We start from the raw sequence: 15,301 nt of genomic DNA, 5'->3' as shown, positions 1-15,301 counted from the left end.
CGAGGGCTCAACCGGCGGCTCGTCCGGGGCCTCGACCGGGGTCCCGGCCGGGGGCTCGACCGGGGACTGGGCCAAAGGCTGGGCCGGAGTCCCGGTGGGCGTCTCGGCCGAGGTCTCGGTCAGCGGCTCGTTCGGGGCATCGGTCGGCGTCCCGGCCGGGGTGATGACCGCCAGTACCTGGTCCATGGCGACCGTGGACCCCGGGACGACGTCCAGCTCGGCGACCGTGCCGTCGTGCGGGGCGGCGATGACGTGCTCCATCTTCATCGCCTCCACCACCAGCAGGCTCTGCCCCGCCACGACCGTGTCCCCGACGCCCGCCTTCACGACGGTGACCGTCCCCGGCATCGGCGCCGTCAGCGCGTCTACGCCGCTGCCCGCCGCCGCGCCCCGCAGCGCCGCCTCGACCGGGTCGAAGTCCTGGACGTGCCAGCTGTCGCCGTCCCTGCCGAGCCAGTGCCCCGCCCGGTGGAAGGTGTGCGTCACGCCGTCCACGGTGACGGTGACGAGCCCCGGCTCCACCCGGAAGACGTCCGAGGGCCGCACCTCCTGAGTAACGGGTTCACGTCCCGTTACTCGCAGCATGTGGCGCCCCGGGACCGGCTCACCGCCCAGCCGCCAGCCGCTCGGCACGGAGAAGGGGTCCACCCACCCCGTGGCCGGGTCACCCGCCGGTGCCAGCTCGGCCTGACGGACGGCCGCCGCCGCCGCGTACACCTCCGGCGGGACCCCGTCGGGCACCAGGCCGTCCATCTCACGCTCCACCAGCCCGGTGTCCAGCTCGCCCGCGACCACCGCCGGATGGGCCAGCAGCCGGCGCAGGAACCCGGCGTTCGTCGGCACGCCCAGCGTGACCGTGTCCGCGAGGGCCGCCCGCAGCACCCGAAGCGCCGAGGCGCGGTCCGGGCCGTGGGCGACCACCTTCGACAGCATCGGGTCGTACGTACTGCCGACCTCCGTGCCGACCGCCAGGCCCGAGTCCGTCCGTACGCCGCCGCCCTCCGGCTCGCGCAGCGCCAGCACCGTGCCCCCGGAGGGCAGGAAGCCCCGGCTGCCCTCCCGCACGGAGACCGTCTCCGCGCAGATCCGGGCCTCCACCGCGTGCCCGGTGAGGGTGATGTCCTCCTGCGCGAAGGGCAGCTCCTCCCCGGCGGCCACCCGGAGCTGCCACTCCACCAGGTCGAGACCGGTGATCAGCTCCGTGACCGGATGCTCGACCTGGAGGCGGGTGTTCATCTCCATGAAGAAGTACGACGCGGGATCGTCGCCCGGAACGATGAACTCGACCGTCCCCGCCCCCGTGTAGCCGCACGAGCGCGCCGCCCGGACCGCCGCCTCGCCCATCGCCGCCCGCGTCGCCGCGTCCAGCAGGACGGACGGCGCCTCCTCGATCACCTTCTGGTGGCGGCGCTGGAGCGAGCACTCGCGCTCGCCCAGATGCACCACGTTCCCGTGCGTGTCGCCGAGGACCTGGATCTCGATGTGGCGCGGCCGGTCCACCCACCGCTCCAGCAGCAGCGTGTCGTCCCCGAACGAGGAGCGCGCCTCACGCCGGGCCGCCGCGATCTCCTCCGCGAGCACCGCCTCCGCGCGCACCAGCCGCATGCCCTTGCCGCCGCCGCCCGCCGACGGCTTCAGCAGCACCGGCAGCCCGATCCGGGCCGCCGCCCCGGCCAGTTCCGCGTCGGTCAGCCCGCTGCCCGAGGAGCCGGGCACCACCGGCACGCCCGCCGCCCCCACGGTCTCCTTGGCGCGGATCTTGTCGCCCATCAGCTCGATCGCCCTGGCGGGCGGCCCGATGAAGACCAGCCCCGCCGCATCGCAGGCCCGCGCGAACCCGGCGTTCTCCGAGAGGAAGCCGTACCCCGGGTGGACCGCCTGCGCCCCCGTACGCGCCGCCGCGTCGAGCAGCCGGTCGGCGCGGAGATAGCTCTCCGACGCCGCCGCAGGGCCGATCCGTACCGCCGTGTCCGCCTCGCGTACATGGCGGGCGTCCGCGTCCGCGTCGCTGAAGACCGCGACCGAACGCACGCCGAGCGTGCGCAGCGTACGGATGACGCGGACCGCGATCTCGCCGCGATTGGCCACCAGGACCGTGTCGAACATTCGGGCTCCCACCCTCACCATCGCGCTCTCACATCCGGAAGACGCCGAAGCCCGCTTCGCCCAGCGGGGCGTTGGCACACGCGGTCAGGGCGAGCCCCACCACCTGCCGGGTCTCCAGCGGGTCGATCACGCCGTCGTCCCACAGGCGGGCCGTCGCGTAATAGGCGTTGCCCTGGCTCTCGTACTGCGCGCGGATCGGGTCCTTGAACGCCTCCTCGTCCTCGGCGCCCCACTCCTCGCCCCGCGCCTCCAGCTGGTCCCGCTTGACGGTCGCGAGGACGGAGGCGGCCTGCTCGCCGCCCATCACGGAGATCTTGGCGTTCGGCCACATCCACAGGAAGCGGGGGGAGTAGGCCCGGCCGCACATCGAGTAGTTGCCCGCCCCGTACGACCCGCCGACCACGACCGTCAGCTTCGGCACCCGCGCGCACGCCACCGCCGTGACCATCTTCGCGCCGTGCTTGGCGATCCCGCCCGCCTCGTAGTCCCGGCCGACCATGAAGCCGGAGATGTTCTGGAGGAAGAGCAGCGGGATCCCGCGCTGGTCGCACAGCTCGATGAAGTGCGCGCCCTTCTGGGCCGACTCGGAGAACAGGATGCCGTTGTTGGCGACGATGCCCACCGGATGGCCGTGGATGTGCGCGAACCCCGTCACCAGCGTCGTGCCGAACTCGGCCTTGAACTCGGCGAACCGCGAGCCGTCGACCACCCGCGCGATCACCTCCCGCACGTCGTAGGGCGTACGGGAGTCCACCGGCACCGCGCCGTACAGCCCGGCCGGGTCCACCACGGGCTCCTCGGCCGCCTCGACCGGCCAGGGGAGCGGCCCGCGCGCGGGCAGGGTCGAGACGATGGTGCGGACGATCCGCAGCGCGTGCGCGTCGTCCTCCGCGAGGTGGTCCGTCACCCCCGACGTACGGGAGTGGACCTCACCGCCGCCCAGCTCCTCGGCCGTGACCACCTCGCCCGTCGCCGCCTTCACCAGCGGCGGCCCGCCCAGGAAGATCGTGCCCTGCCCGCGCACGATCACCGCCTCGTCGCTCATCGCCGGGACATAGGCCCCGCCCGCCGTGCAGGAGCCGAGGACGGCGGCGATCTGCGGGATGCCGGCGCCCGACATCCGCGCCTGGTTGTAGAAGATCCGCCCGAAGTGGTCCCGGTCCGGGAAGACCTCGTCCTGGAGCGGAAGGAAGGCGCCGCCCGAGTCGACGAGATACAGGCACGGCAGCCGGTTCTCCAGGGCCACCTCCTGGGCGCGCAGATGCTTCTTCACCGTCATGGGGTAGTACGTGCCGCCCTTGACCGTCGCGTCATTGGCGACGATCACCACCTCACGGCCGCTGACCCGGCCGATCCCGGCGATCACCCCGGCGGCCGGGGCGGCCCCTCCGTACATTCCCTCGGCCGCCAGTGGCGCCAGCTCCAGGAAGGGCGACCCAGGGTCGAGGAGCGTGTCCACCCGGTCGCGCGGCAGCAGCTTCCCGCGCGCGGAGTGCCGGGCGCGGGCCTTCTCGCCGCCGCCCAGCCGGGCCGCACCGAGCCGGGCGCGCAGCGCGTCGGCCAGCGCACCGTGCGCCACCTCGTTGGCCTTCCACGCCGCCGACGCCGGGTCGGCGGAGCTGGTCAGCACGGGGGCGCGCTGCGCGGTCACCCGCCGTGTCCCCTGCCTCGTCGGCTGCCGCATCACTGGTAGCTCCCTCGCTCCGGCCCGCATGGGTCCGCCCGCGTGTGTCCGCAGGCCTGTACCTGCCCTGATGTACCTGCCCGGGCGTTAGCGAGCGTTAACCTCGCCGAATCCAGGTTAACGATCGCTAACGACCCTGTCTAGAATGATTTCCCATGAGCACCCGGACCGCCGCCCCGACCCGCCGCGAACAGATCCTCAAGCAGGCCGCGCGCCTCTTCGCCGAGCGCGGCTTCCACGGCGTGGGCGTCGACGAGATAGGGGCGGCCGTCGGCATCAGCGGGCCGGGGCTGTACCGCCACTTCGCGGGCAAGGACGCGATGCTCGCGGAGCTGCTGGTCGGCATCAGCGGCCGGCTGCTGGACGGCGGGAGGCTGCGGGTCCGCGAGGCGGACGAGGCGGCGGGGGCGCTGGAGGCGGTGGAGGCCCCCGGGGTCACCGGGACGGGCCGGGACTCGGCCGCGCTGCTGGCCTCGCTGATCGACGGGCACATCGACTTCGCCCTGGACGACCGCGCGCTGATCACCCTCCACGATCGCGAGCTGGACCGGCTCAGGGACAGCGACCGCAAGCTGGTGCGTCAGCTCCAGCGGCAGTACGTGGAGCTGTGGGTCACGGTCGTACGGGAGCTGTACCCGCACGTACCGGAGGCGCAGGCGCGCGGCGCCGTGCACGCCGTGTTCGGGCTGCTCAACTCGACGCCGCACCTCGGCTCGTACGGCGGCAGCCTGCCGGGCCGCGCCAAGACGGAGGCGCTGCTGCGCCGCCTGGCCCACGGCGCCTTCGCCGCGCTGGGCGAGGAAGGCGCCGACGGCGCCGGAGGCTTCGGAACTGCGGCGGGTTCCGCGAGCACGGACGATTCCGCGAGCACGGACGGCTCCGGAAGCGCGGACGGCTCCGCGAGCGCCGAGGACCCGGTGCTGCGGTTCAGGCGGTCCTGAGCCCCGACAGCTCCCTGGCCAGGGTCTCCACCGGCTGGAACGTCACCCCGAGCAGCGCCACGTGCTTCCAGTGCAGCGAGCCGTCCGGCGCGACCAGGAACACCGACCGGCGCACCCCGATCCCCGGCGCGGCCACCCCGAACGCCTTCGCGACCGACCGGTCGGTGTCGGCGAGCAGCGGAATGCGCAGGTCGTGCTTGCGCGCGAACGCCTCGTGGCTGTCGACGTCCTGCGGGCTGATGCCCCAGACCTCGGCGCCCAGATCGGTGAACGTCTCCAGACCGCTGGAGTACGAGCAGAGCTGCTTGGTGCAGACGGCCGTGTCGTCCCCCGGATAGAAGGCGATGACCAGCGGGTGTCCCTGCCGTTCTTCGAGCCGGTACTCCCGCCGTACGAAGGTGTCGCCGTCGAGTACGCCGCCCGGCAGGGTGAAGGGCGCCACGGGCCGGCCGAGATCGGGTGAAGTTGCCACTGGACACTCCCGGTTGAGGTGAAACGGAGTAACGGAGGTACGCACAGTGGACCACTCCCCGGCGGGCATCCGGCACCGGGGTCCCGCCGGATCGCCCGGGGCGCCCCGGGCCCGGATCCGTCCCGGCGTGCGGGACACCCGGCGCGCCACGCGGGTCGGACGGCACAATGGGCGCATGCCGATACCCAGTCGCCCCGCCCTCGTCGACCACCTCGTCCGTACGCGTATCGCGGGCGATGTCGCCACGCCCCGCGACAACAACCTCTCCCACTACCGCAAGCTCGCCAACGGCGACCGCCACTACTGGCTGGGCCTGGAGCTGGGTGACCGCTGGACCGACGAGCAGGACGTGCTCGCCGTGATGGCCGAGCGCTGCGGAGTGAACGACGACCCCGGGCACCGTGCCGGGCAGGACACCATCGACCCCGAGCTGACCGTCGACGCCCTGGAGCGGATGGCGGCGCGGCTGCGCAAGGCCGCCGACGCCAAGGAGCGCGTGCTCTTCGCGACCGGTCACCCGGGTGGCCTGCTGGACGTGCACCGGCAGACCGCCGACGCGCTGCGGGCCGCCGGCTGCGAGATCGTACGGATCCCCGGCGGGCTGACGGCGGACGAGGGCATGGTCTTCCAGTTCGCGGACGTCGCGGTGCTGGAGCGCGGCGCCACCCTGTGGCACACGCACTCCCCGGAGCCGATGCGGGCGATCCTGGACGGCCTGGAGCGCGACGGCAGACCGCAGCCCGATCTGGTCGTCGCCGACCACGGCTGGGCGGGCTGCGCGGGCCAGCGCGGCCTCGACTCCATGGGGTACGCGGACTGCAACGACCCCGCGCTCTTCCTCGGCGAGGCGGAGGGCACGCTCAGCGTGACGGTCCCGCTGGACGACCATGTCACGGACCCGCGCTTCTACGACCCGATGACGGCCTACCTGCTCAACGAAGCGGGGCTGCTCTGACAGCCCCGCTCCGGCGCTCCGCCGGCCGGCCGGTCAGAGCCCCATCGACTTGGCGATGATCGTCTTCATGACCTCGCTGGTGCCGCCGTAGATCCGGTTGACACGGTTGTCCGCGTACAGCCGGGCGATCGGGTACTCGTTCATGTAGCCGTACCCGCCGTGGAGCTGGAGGCACTTGTCGATCACGCGGTGGGCGACCTCGGTGGTGAAGAGCTTCACCGAGGCGGCCTCGGCCGCGGACAGCTCGCCCAGGTCGTGCGCCTCCAGCGCGCGGTCCACGACGGCCTCCGCGGCGTCCACCTCCGCCTTGCAGGCGGCCAGCTCGAACTTGGTGTTCTGGAACGACGCCACGCTCTTGCCGAAGATCGTACGGTCCTGCACGTACGCCTGCGCGAACCGGACGGCGGCCGCTGCCTGCGCGTACGCCCCGATCGAGATGCCCAGTCGCTCCTGCGGCAGATTCTGCCCGAGGTAGGAGAAGCCCTTGTTCTCCTCGCCGAGCAGGTCCTCGACCGGCACCTTCACGTCGGTGAAGGACAGTTCGGCGGTGTCGGAGGTCTTCAGCCCCAGCTTGTCGAGCTTGCGGCCGACCGCGTACCCCTCCGACTTCGTGTCCACGACCAGCAGCGAGATCCCGAACCGCCGGTCGTCGGGCTTCGGCGCGGCGGTCCGCGCGCAGACGATGACACGGTCCGCGTGGACACCGCCGGTGATGAACGTCTTGGCGCCGTTGAGGACGTAGTGCGTGCCGTCCTCGGAGAGCTTGGCGGTGGTCTTCATCCCGGCCAGGTCGGAACCGGTGCCCGGCTCGGTCATGGCGATCGCGTACATCGCCCGGCCGCTCACGAAGTCGGGCAGCCACCGCTTCTTCTGCTCGTCGGTGGCGTACGCCTTCAGATACGGCAGACAGAGCGTGACGTGGACGCTGGAACCGCCGAAGGAGACCCCGGCGCGGGCGGACTCCTCCGCGATGACCGCCTGGAACTTGAAGGACTCCTCCCCGGCCCCGCCGTACTCCTCGGGCACCTCGATCCCGAAGATGCCCAGCTCACCGAGGGTGTGGTAGAACTCGCGGGGTGCCTGCCCCGCCGCGTACCACTCGTCGTACACCGGCACGACCTCGGCCTCGATGAAGGCGCGTATGGTCTCCCGGAACGCCTCGTGGTCCTCGTTGTAAACGGTACGGCGCACGGGGCAGCCCTCCTGCGGTTCGTCACTGGCCGGAGCGTTCATTAAGCGCTTGCTCAGTCCAAGTTACCCGGCGGTTCGCGCGGGTGTCCAGAGGTTCACGGCGGGGCGGGCCGGGGCGGGCGTCAGGCGGTGGCCCGCTGATGACATGGGCGCGATGCGGCCTTGATTCCGGTTGCTCCCGGATTGTGGCGGTCGTCGACCGGATGCAGAGTGGTCCCAGGACCGCAAGATCGTCCGTTCCGCGCAGGGCTCACGGAGGTGCAGTACATGTCGGAGAAGAACCCAGGGCACGGGGCTGCCCCCGAGGTCTCCCTGCCGCCCGAGGTCAAGGTGCTCCAGGACGTCACCCCGCCCTTCTTTCCCGACGGTGGTTCGGGAATGACCATCCTCGTCGAGTGGCCTCCCGCTCACCCCGGGCTCCCTCCGCATCGCCACTCGGGCCCGTCGTTCGGCTACGTGATCGAAGGCGCGGTCCGGTTCGAGCTGGAGGGCGAGCCGGAGCGTGTGGTCGAGGCGGGCGGGACGTTCTGGGAGCCGGGCGGTGACGTGATCCACTACCAGGACGGCAACGCCCTGCCGGACGCACACACCAAGTTCGTGGTGACCATGGTGTGCGCGCCGGGTCAGCCGATGCTCAGGTTGGTCGACGAGAAGGAACTGAAGGACCGGGCGCACCTGCGCGCCCCGCGCCCCTCCGCAGGCTGACCCGCGAGATCGACGAGACCGACAAGGGCGCGTGGCGCGCACTCCGGAACACCGGGCACCCGAACGGCGGGTCACGCCGCGCTGGGCAGCGGAACGGCGGCTGCCCAGCCTCCCGGAGCAGCTCAGACCGGGGTGATCGAGCTGCACTTCTTGAACGGTAGCCAGGGGCGCGTGCCGTCCTCGCGGGGGGCGCCCGCGTAGGTCGGGTCGCCGGTCAGTTTCTGCTCCTCGTGCTCGCGGCTGGTCTCCAGGCCGAAGAGCTTGAAGCCCGTGCTCAGCTTGTGGAGGGACGTGCCCAGGCTGAGCGCGAACCCGGCCTTCCACCAGTCGATGTTCACCTTGTAGTCGAGGCTGCTGAGCTTGGCCTTGTCGTGCAGGAGCCGCTCGAAGGGGGTGGAGTCAGGGGTCAGCGGGTCGGCAGCCGAGGACGGTGAGGGAATGCCCGCGTTGTGGATCTGCTTGAGTCCGCTGTCGTCGCCGTCCTCGCCGTTGCGCAGGTAGTTCTCGACGGTCTCGCTGTCCTTGGCGTCCTTCAGGTCGAGTTCCGCCACCTCGGTGTGCAGATCCGTCTCGGTCTTTCCGCCGCCGCCCTCGACATGCAGGGTGACCGGCCCGGCGGGCACCGAGCCCCGTATGTCGACGCCCGGGTTGCCGCTCATGCCGCGCTCGGCCGTCGTGATCCTGAGCCTGGTCGGACGGTGGGGCCTGCCGTCCTTCTCCTCCTTGTCGTAGTCCTCCGCGTTGTACGTCACGTAGAACTGCTGCATGTGGCTGCCCTCGCCCTGGTAGCCGTTGCCGACCCGGCCGTTGATCTCCATCGTGTAGACGAAGGTGATCTCGCCGTTGCCGCGCATGACCAGGGTGTCCTCCATCCACGTCCCCTGGGCGCCCTTGCCCGTGAGCTGACCGACGCTCTTGTTCTCCTTGCCGGTCCTGAGGCTCTTGCCGAACTTGACGTCGCCGGACTTCTCGCTGGTCGTTTTGGTGATGTCGAGGTCGGGCTGCCGGTCCGGCGGCAGTTCCGGCAGCTTGTCCTTGTTCTTGTGGTTGCAGATCATGCCGAGTTCGGTGCCCCAGGCGCGGGGCGGACCGCTGTTGCACTTCGCGGCGCCCTTCAGGTACTCCGCGAACTGCTGGGCGTCCTTGTAGTTGGCCTCCAGGTCCTTCTGCGGGTCGCCGGTCTTGTTGCCGTCGAACAGCCACCGGCCGCCGCCACCACCGCCCTTGGTGTAGCTGCCGCTCAGCGAGGCGCTGCCGCCCCACGACTTGAGCCCGGGGAAGTCGATCCCGCCCTCCACGCCGCCCTGCACCGTGCCCGTGGAGTCGAGGGTGACCGTTCCGTCCGACCACTGCGTGACCTTCAGCTCGCTGCTGGAGCTGATCTTGATGAAGAGGATCCGCATCACGGTCTTCTGCTTGTCGGTCTCCGAGGCCAGGATGCACTTGTCGGGTTCGAAGGCCGCGTCCTCCTCGGTCGGCTCCTCCGGCTTGCCCTCGGGGTCCGACAGCGTCGTGGTCCCGCCGTCACCCGCGTCGGTGGAGTCCGGGTCCGGCAGCGCCGTGTCGTCGCCTCCCGCGCCCGACCGGCAGGACTCGCCGGTCGTCAACTGGCATATCGCGTCGTGGAGTCCGCCGGTCACCTTCGTCCCGACCGGCGTGAGCGTCAGCCCCAGCACCAGGCTCACCACGAGGGTGAGCATGCCGAGGTACTCCATTCCCGTCTGTCCCCGGTCCCGGGAAATCGAGGGTCTTGCACAGCCGTTGTCTCTCATGTTCTCACCGCTCCTCCCCCGCTGAAGGTTTGGTTCCGCGCGAAGGCTACGGAGCGGAAAACGGCGGCGGCTTGGGCCCGGGGACCCAGCCCGGGACCCAAATCCGACGCGGTCAGGACCCCTCTGGGTCCTGGGGTGTCAGGTGGCGAAAACGCAGGTGAAGGGGGTGCTGCCGCAGGATGAACGGTCGCTCGGCGGCCCGCACCTGAGCGCTACGGGGGCGGACCGAGCCGGCCGCCGCTCCGGGCCTACCGCGTTCGGTAGGCCCGGAGGAAGGTCCGCACCCCCTCGACGACGAGCGGCCGTACGCGGGTGTCCTCCACGGCGTTCGCGGAACCGAGCCGGTCCAGCGTGACGCCGAAGGTCAGCGCGATGAACTGGTCGGCCGCGAGCCGGGCGTCCGGCACGTCGAGCAGCCCGGCCTCGGCGAAGGCGGCGAACCGCTCGGCGAGCGCCTCGTCGGGGGTGTCGGCCATGGAGTTGTAGCCCCGGCGCGACAGGTGGCCGGATTCCGCCCGGACCAGTCGCTGCAGCGTCGCGTACTCCGCCGAGCCGAGCATGTCGGTCGCGATGCGCATCGAGAACGTGACCAGGGCGTCCTCAAGGCCGGGCTCCTCGCTGAGGGCGGTGAGGTCGGTGAGGGTCTCGTCGAGGGTGCGCCGGATCGTGGTGATCAGTGACTGGCCGACGGTGTCGACGACCGCGCGCAGCAGCGTCTGCTTGTCACCGAAGTAGTCGTAGACGGTCCGCTTGGACACCTCGGCCCGGGCGGCGACCGCGTCGACGCTGGTCCGGTCGAAGCCGTCGGTGAGGAACAGTTCCCGGGCCGCCGAGAGGATGGCGGCCCGCTTCGGCGTGGACCCCTCGCGCAGTGTCTTCGTGGTCGGCATGCACGCATCTTAACGTCCTACACTGCACGGTGTAGTGTAATTCCTGTCGGCGGGCGCACCGCATACGTACACACACCCCTGTGCATCGCGCCCCGCGTGAACGGCCGCCGTGCCTGCGCCGGGCCCGGCAGGGCGGCAGCGCTCCGCGTACGGCCGGCTCCTCCTCCACCCGCCCGGAAACGACGGAAAGGACGTCCATGACCACAACAACTCTGGCTTCCCCGGCCCGTATCGGAAACGCCGCTGTCGCGGCCCTCGGCGCGCTGGCCGTCGCCACCGGCGCCCTGGAATCGGTGGTGACGCCGACGCTCCCGCTTCTCCAGCGCGAGCTGCACATGAGTCCCGCCGAAGGGGCGTTACTCAGCATCACGCTCCTCATCACCGGCGCGCTCGTCACTCCGGTCGCGGGCAAGTTCGGCGATCGTTACGGCGGGAAACGGGTCCTGGTCCGGCTGATGGGGGTGGTCTCGGCCGGTGGTCTGGTGTCCGCCCTGGCGCCGAACCTGCCGGTGCTGCTGCTCGGTCAGATACTGCAGGGAGCGATGGTGGGCGCGCTGCCCCTGTCGTTCATCCTGGTGCGCGAACACCTCCCCGCGGGAGAGTCGAAGGTGGCCATCGGGGTGGTCAGCGGGCTGTTCGTGGGCGGCGGGATGGCGGGAACGCTGGCGGCCGGGCCCGTGGCGGAACAACTCTCCCGGCACTGGATGTTCGCGCTGCCGACGATCGCGGTCATCGGGTCCACCCTGCTGGTCAACCGGCTGATGCCGCAGGACCGGCCGGGCCCGTCGGACGGCGCCCGGGTCGACTGGCCCGGCCTGGCTCTCCTGAGCGGGACGCTGGTCACGCTCATGCTCGTACTCGCGCTGGCGCCCGACCTCGGCGCGCAGCCCCTCGTGCTCGGCGCCCTCCTCGTGGTGCTGGCCGCCCTCGCGGCCGGATGGGTGGCCGTCGAGCGCCGTGCGGCCTCGCCGATGGTCGATCTGCGCATGCTGAGGCGCCCCGCCGTGTGGAAGGCGTGTGTGCTGACGTTCGTGATCTGCGTCGGCACCTCGGTGCCGGTCTATCTCGTCCCGCAGCTCCTCGCGGTCTCCGGCGACGACTACGGGTTCGGGGCGAGCGCCACCGAGATCGGCTTCTTCCTGCTGCCCGGCGCCGTGGCCGCGTCGCTGGCCGGGCCGATCAGCGGGATCGGGGCGCGGCGCTTCGGCTCGCGCGCCGTGGTCACCACGGGGACCGTCCTCATGGTCGCCGCCCTGTTCGCCCTGGCGGCCGTGCACACCGAGGTCTGGCACCTCGTCATCGGCAAGGCGCTGATCGCGCTCGCCAACGGCCTGTGCGTCACGGCGATGGTGACCAGCACAGCCACCTCCGTCGATCAAGGTGACACCGGCATCGCGACCAGCCTGGTCCTGGTGACCCGCGTCATCGGCTACGCCGTGGGTGTGCAGTTCAGTGGCGCGATCCTCACCGCCGGGACCCCTTCCGGATCGGATGTCCCGGCCGAATCGGCCTTCGTCACCGGCTTCGTCATCGCGGGCGCCGTCACGGCGCTGTCCCTGCTTGTCGTCCGTACCCTGAGCAAAGGAGTCAAGGAATGACCCGCAATGATCTGCCGAAGACCGATCTGCCGAAGACCGATCCGTCCAGGACCGATCCGCCGAGGGACCTCCGTACGTCACAGAGGCGCACCGTCCTGATATCCGGGGCCGGCATCGCGGGGCCCGCCCTCGCGTTCTGGCTGAACCGCCACGGGTTCGCGGTCACAGTGGTCGAGAAGGCGGGCGCACCGCGCGGCGGCGGTTACCCCGTCGACGTGCGCGGCACCGCGCTTGAGGTCGTCCGGCGCATGGGAATCCTGCCGCGGTTGCGGGACGCGCACATCGAGCTGCGCCGGCTGACCTTCCTCGACGGGGACGGCGCCGAGGTGGCCTCGGTCGCCCCGCACACCGTCACCGGCGGTGTCGCGGGACGGGACCTGGAGGTCCGGCGCGGGGATCTGACCGCCGCTCTCCACGCGGCGGTCCGTGACGACGTGGAGTTCTTGTTCGACGACTCCGTCGACACCCTCGACCAGTCCGGCCACGGGGTCGACGTCACCTTCCGCGGAGGCGGCAGCCGTACGTTCGACATCGTGGTCGGCGCGGACGGGATGCACTCCCGGACCCGGGCGTCCCTGTTCGGCCCCGAGGAGCAGTTCCACCGGTACCTCGGCTACTGCTTCGCCGGATTCACCCTGCGCAACACCTTCGGGCTCTCCCACGAGACCGTGCTGTGGAACACCCCGGGCCGGGCCGCGGCACTCTACGCCGTGGGGGTCGGGGAGGACGTACACGTCCTCCTGAACTTCGTTCGCACGGAACCGCCGTTCGGCGCGTTCCGGAACCCGGAAGCCCAACGGGAGCTGGTCGCCGAGGTCTTCGCCGACGCGGGATGGGAGGTTCCGGGCCTGCTTGCCGCCCTGCGCGACGCCGACGACCTGTTCTTCGACACGGTCAGCCAGATCCGCATGCCCCATTGGTCCAGCGGCCGGGTCGCGCTGGTGGGCGACGCCGCGTACGCGCCCTCGTTCCTCACCGGACAGGGCTCCAGCCTCGCGCTCGTCGGCGCGTACATGCTCGCCGGTTCCCTGGCCGGCCGGGACCACACCGCGGGCTTCGCCGCCTACGAACACGACACCCGGGGCTTCGTGACGCTCAACCAGGACCTGATCGGCGAGGGCGGCGCCGCGCTCTTCCCGACCACGGCCGAGGCCCTGGAGCGGCGCAACGACATGCTGCGCAAGCTCAGCACCCTGCCCCACGCGGAGGGGCGGCCGGCGCACTCGGCCCTCACCCTGCCCGCGTTCACGCCGGTGGCGTGAGCCCGGGCGCGGGCGGCTCCCGCAGCGCGAACCACAGCTCCATCCGTACGTCGGGGTCGTCCAGGTCCCGCTCCAGGAGCGTCGCGCAGCGGGTGATCCGGTGGCGGACCGTGTTGCGGTGGACCGTCAGTGCCACCGCCGTACGGTCCCAGCTGCCGTGCAGCGAGAGCCAGGCGCGCAGCGTCTCGATCAGCGCCGGGGCGCCCGGCGCGGCCAGGACCGGGGCCAGGAGGGCGCGGGCGTGGGCCGCGGCCTCCTCCCGGGGGATCAGGGCGGTGAGCCCGGCCGCCGGGCCGGCCGGGTCGTGGCGTACCAGCGGGGTACGGGTGGCCTCCGCGCGGCCCAGGGCGCGCAGCGCGCGGGTGTCGGCGCCGGCCAGCTCCTCCGGGGGGACCGCGTCGCTGACGCCGAGGGTCCAGCCCGGCTGGGCCGTGACCTCGCGGTCGGTGAGGACGCGGACCGTGGCGCCGTCCGTGTCGGCCAGCGCGCTGCCCAGGGCCGCCGCCAGCGCGCCCGCCGCGAAGGGGGTGGCGCCGCCGCGCCCCTGGACGACCCGCCAGGGCCCGGGGCCGAGGAGCGGCGCCGCCTCGGCGGGGGTGGCGCCGAGCAGCAGCCGTACGAGCGCGGCCGAGCGGCCCGCCTCCGCGGCACCCTGGTGCGGCGCGGTCAGCAGGGAGAGCAGGACCACGGCGACGCCCGCGACGGTGTGGTCGCCGGGCTCGCGCCGCTCGGCCGCCACGCCGAGCACCAGGCCCTGGCCGCCGCCGAGGGCGTACGCCGCGAGGTGGGCGCCCGGTGTCGTGTCCGTGGCGGAGGAGGGCGTGGGGGCGGCGGCCGGGCCGACCACCCTGGCCAGGCGCGCGAGCGCCGTACGGGCGCCCGGGGCCGCGACGCGGCCCGTCGAGTGCAGCTCCGCGCCGTCCGGGGCGAACAGGACCGCGCGGCCACCGAGCCCCGACGCCAGCTGGTGCAGCACGGCGGGCACCGGGTCCTGCCGGGCCGCCGCCGCGGCCAGGCCCTGCTGGGCGCGGGTCACCCGGCGCAGCTCCCGGTGGCGCGCCTCCGCCATCAGCCGCCACACCGCGCGGGCCACCGCCGTGAACTGGGTACGCGGCGGCACCTCCAGCAGCGGCAGCCCGTGCCGGTCGCAGGCGTCGACCAGGGCGGGCGGCACCGTGTCGTACACCGGCGTCACCCCGAAGCCGAGCGCCGCCGCGCCCGCCTCGACCACGCGCGCCGCGTACGCGTCCGCGGCGGCGTCGGTGAGCTGGACGCCCGCGGTCAGCAGCAGCTCGCCGCCGAGCAGATAGGGGTACGGGTCCGCCATCTCCGAGGTGTGCACCCACTGCACCACCTGCGCACCGTCGTCCGGCGGTCCCGCGATCCGGCGCAGCCCCAGCGTCCGGTCGGCCAGCAGCTCGGCCAGCGGGACCGGGGGAGTGGGCGGGGAGGACGAGGGGGACGGGGAGGACGAGGGAGACGGGGGAGACGGGGGGAACGAGGGGGCGGAAGGGGCCCCGGTGCTGTCCGGCATGGATGATCCATCCGTCGTCGGCGGAAAGAATGGATGAAACGTACACTTCAGCGCTGCTTTCCGGCCACCTACCGTCATGACCCACACGCTCGGCCACGCACGAACGAACGCAACGGCCGTGTGCGCAATACGTACGGCCGCGCACGGCGACGTACGGAACGCGAGTGCCCTTCAAGCGTGAGACGAGACGG

10 protein-coding genes and 2 pseudogenes are annotated in these 15,301 nt (G+C 72.2%); 5 read left to right on the top strand and 7 right to left on the bottom strand.

What is annotated here, in order from left to right; translation table 11 throughout:
- Window positions 1–114: 114 nt before the first annotated feature.
- Window positions 115–2,106: pseudogene (locus ACFXKG_RS07895) on the bottom strand (biotin carboxylase N-terminal domain-containing protein); the annotation flags it as partial.
- Between the two features lie 28 nt (window positions 2,107–2,134).
- Window positions 2,135–3,790, bottom strand: coding sequence for a carboxyl transferase domain-containing protein (locus ACFXKG_RS07890; protein WP_384834065.1), 1,656 nt, complete (start codon window positions 3,788–3,790; stop codon window positions 2,135–2,137).
- Between the two features lie 155 nt (window positions 3,791–3,945).
- On the opposite strand from ACFXKG_RS07890, the pseudogene ACFXKG_RS07885 reads away from it, so the two are divergent.
- Window positions 3,946–4,587 (top strand): annotated as a pseudogene (locus tag ACFXKG_RS07885) (TetR/AcrR family transcriptional regulator); the annotation flags it as partial.
- Window positions 4,588–4,717: 130 nt separating this feature from the next.
- Here ACFXKG_RS07885 and ACFXKG_RS07880 read toward each other — a convergent pair.
- Entirely contained in the window at window positions 4,718–5,203 is a 486-nt protein-coding gene (locus tag ACFXKG_RS07880) for a peroxiredoxin (protein ID WP_384834062.1), read from the bottom strand.
- 175 nt (window positions 5,204–5,378) lie between these two features.
- On the opposite strand from ACFXKG_RS07880, the gene ACFXKG_RS07875 reads away from it, so the two are divergent.
- Complete coding sequence (locus ACFXKG_RS07875; protein ID WP_382887617.1) at window positions 5,379–6,158, top strand: phosphatase; 780 nt, start codon at window positions 5,379–5,381, stop codon at window positions 6,156–6,158.
- A gap of 33 nt (window positions 6,159–6,191) precedes the next feature.
- On the opposite strand, the gene ACFXKG_RS07870 is transcribed toward ACFXKG_RS07875, so the two are convergent.
- Entirely contained in the window at window positions 6,192–7,349 is a 1,158-nt protein-coding gene (locus tag ACFXKG_RS07870; RefSeq protein WP_384834058.1) for an acyl-CoA dehydrogenase family protein, read from the bottom strand.
- Window positions 7,350–7,616: 267 nt separating this feature from the next.
- On the opposite strand from ACFXKG_RS07870, the gene ACFXKG_RS07865 reads away from it, so the two are divergent.
- The gene (locus tag ACFXKG_RS07865) at window positions 7,617–8,054 is read left to right on the top strand and encodes a cupin domain-containing protein (protein WP_384834055.1); all 438 of its coding nucleotides are present in this window, start codon (window positions 7,617–7,619) and stop codon (window positions 8,052–8,054) included.
- Between the two features lie 122 nt (window positions 8,055–8,176).
- On the opposite strand, the gene ACFXKG_RS07860 is transcribed toward ACFXKG_RS07865, so the two are convergent.
- The gene (locus ACFXKG_RS07860; protein ID WP_384834052.1) at window positions 8,177–9,769 is read right to left on the bottom strand and encodes a hypothetical protein; all 1,593 of its coding nucleotides are present in this window, start codon (window positions 9,767–9,769) and stop codon (window positions 8,177–8,179) included.
- 305 nt (window positions 9,770–10,074) lie between these two features.
- A complete protein-coding gene (locus tag ACFXKG_RS07855) occupies window positions 10,075–10,716 on the bottom strand; it encodes a TetR/AcrR family transcriptional regulator (RefSeq protein WP_384834049.1) in 642 nt (213 codons plus the stop codon).
- Between the two features lie 197 nt (window positions 10,717–10,913).
- Between ACFXKG_RS07855 and ACFXKG_RS07850 the strand changes: the two genes are divergently transcribed.
- Window positions 10,914–12,314 carry an MFS transporter gene (locus tag ACFXKG_RS07850; RefSeq protein WP_384834046.1) on the top strand — a complete coding sequence of 467 codons (1,401 nt, stop codon included), beginning with the start codon at window positions 10,914–10,916 and terminating at the stop codon, window positions 12,312–12,314.
- Window positions 12,311–13,576 carry an FAD-dependent monooxygenase gene (locus ACFXKG_RS07845; protein ID WP_384834044.1) on the top strand — a complete coding sequence of 422 codons (1,266 nt, stop codon included), beginning with the start codon at window positions 12,311–12,313 and terminating at the stop codon, window positions 13,574–13,576. The genes ACFXKG_RS07850 and ACFXKG_RS07845 overlap by 4 nt, the downstream gene beginning before the upstream one ends.
- Here ACFXKG_RS07845 and ACFXKG_RS07840 read toward each other — a convergent pair.
- Window positions 13,560–15,110, bottom strand: coding sequence for a PucR family transcriptional regulator (locus ACFXKG_RS07840; RefSeq protein WP_384834041.1), 1,551 nt, complete (start codon window positions 15,108–15,110; stop codon window positions 13,560–13,562). The genes ACFXKG_RS07845 and ACFXKG_RS07840 overlap by 17 nt on opposite strands.
- Window positions 15,111–15,301 lie beyond the last annotated feature (191 nt).

The sequence above is a fragment of the Streptomyces sp. NPDC059255 genome (genome assembly GCF_042752355.1).
Taxonomy (GTDB): Bacteria; Actinomycetota; Actinomycetes; order Streptomycetales; family Streptomycetaceae; genus Streptomyces.
Note: the sequence above shows the minus strand (reverse complement) of the source record. Positions and strands in the feature narration are given on the sequence as shown.

What these genes read in the sequence shown, in the direction of transcription:
- ACFXKG_RS07890 (WP_384834065.1), bottom strand. Translation starts at nt 3,790, where the DNA reads ATGCGGCAGCCGACGAGGCAGGGGACACGGCGGGTGACCGCGCAGCGC.
- ACFXKG_RS07875 (WP_382887617.1), top strand. Translation starts at nt 5,379, where the DNA reads ATGCCGATACCCAGTCGCCCCGCCCTCGTCGACCACCTCGTCCGTACG.
- ACFXKG_RS07865 (WP_384834055.1), top strand. Translation starts at nt 7,617, where the DNA reads ATGTCGGAGAAGAACCCAGGGCACGGGGCTGCCCCCGAGGTCTCCCTG.
- ACFXKG_RS07860 (WP_384834052.1), bottom strand. Translation starts at nt 9,769, where the DNA reads ATGGAGTACCTCGGCATGCTCACCCTCGTGGTGAGCCTGGTGCTGGGG.
- ACFXKG_RS07855 (WP_384834049.1), bottom strand. Translation starts at nt 10,716, where the DNA reads ATGCCGACCACGAAGACACTGCGCGAGGGGTCCACGCCGAAGCGGGCC.
- ACFXKG_RS07850 (WP_384834046.1), top strand. Translation starts at nt 10,914, where the DNA reads ATGACCACAACAACTCTGGCTTCCCCGGCCCGTATCGGAAACGCCGCT.
- ACFXKG_RS07845 (WP_384834044.1), top strand. Translation starts at nt 12,311, where the DNA reads ATGACCCGCAATGATCTGCCGAAGACCGATCTGCCGAAGACCGATCCG.
- ACFXKG_RS07840 (WP_384834041.1), bottom strand. Translation starts at nt 15,110, where the DNA reads ATGCCGGACAGCACCGGGGCCCCTTCCGCCCCCTCGTTCCCCCCGTCT.